Annotated in this window: 1 protein-coding gene; it reads right to left on the bottom strand. The window is 58.4% G+C overall.

The window, feature by feature from the left end; genetic code table 11:
- A partial coding sequence (locus CR46_RS0117625; protein ID WP_030074925.1) for a biotin/lipoyl-containing protein occupies window positions 1–582 on the bottom strand: 582 nt, incomplete at its 3' end.
- Between the last annotated feature and the right edge of the window lie 43 nt (window positions 583–625).

The raw sequence follows: 625 nt of genomic DNA on the forward strand, positions 1-625 counted from the left end.
GATTTCCATCTGGCCGATCACGTCGCCTTCCGAGACGGTATCGCCTTCTTTCACCGTGAGCGCAACGATCTTACCGCCGTGCGGGCTGGGTACATCCATCGAGGCTTTATCCGACTCGAGGGTAATCAGGGTGTCTTCGGCGTTGACGTCATCGCCGGCGCTGACCGCCACTTCGATGATTTCAACGTTGTCTGAACCACCCAGGTCCGGCACTTTAATATCGACCGTTTGTTTACCGCCACCGGCTTTCTTCGCTGCCGGTGCGGGGGCGTCTTCCTGCTTCGGTGCGGGGGCTTCGTCGGAGGAGCTGTCAGCCGCTGCTTCCGGCTTGGCATCGCCACCGCCTTCAACCTCCAGCTCAACGATGTCGTCACCTTCCGAGACGGTATCGCCTTCTTTGACCAGTACTTTGAGCACCTTGCCGCCTTTCGGGGCCGGGACGTCCATGCTGGCTTTGTCAGATTCCAGGGTGATTAGGGTGTCTTCCGCTTCAATGACGTCGCCTTCTGACACCGCAATCTCGATGATTTCGACATCGGTGTCGCCACCGATATCGGGAACTTTGATGATTTCGCTACTCAAGGTCGCGCTCCTTCCAAATCGGATCGAGCCGGCGGGCATCTGC

It is taken from the genome of Vreelandella neptunia, from assembly GCF_000712975.1.
In the GTDB taxonomy this organism is placed as follows: domain Bacteria; phylum Pseudomonadota; class Gammaproteobacteria; order Pseudomonadales; family Halomonadaceae; genus Vreelandella; species Vreelandella qaidamensis.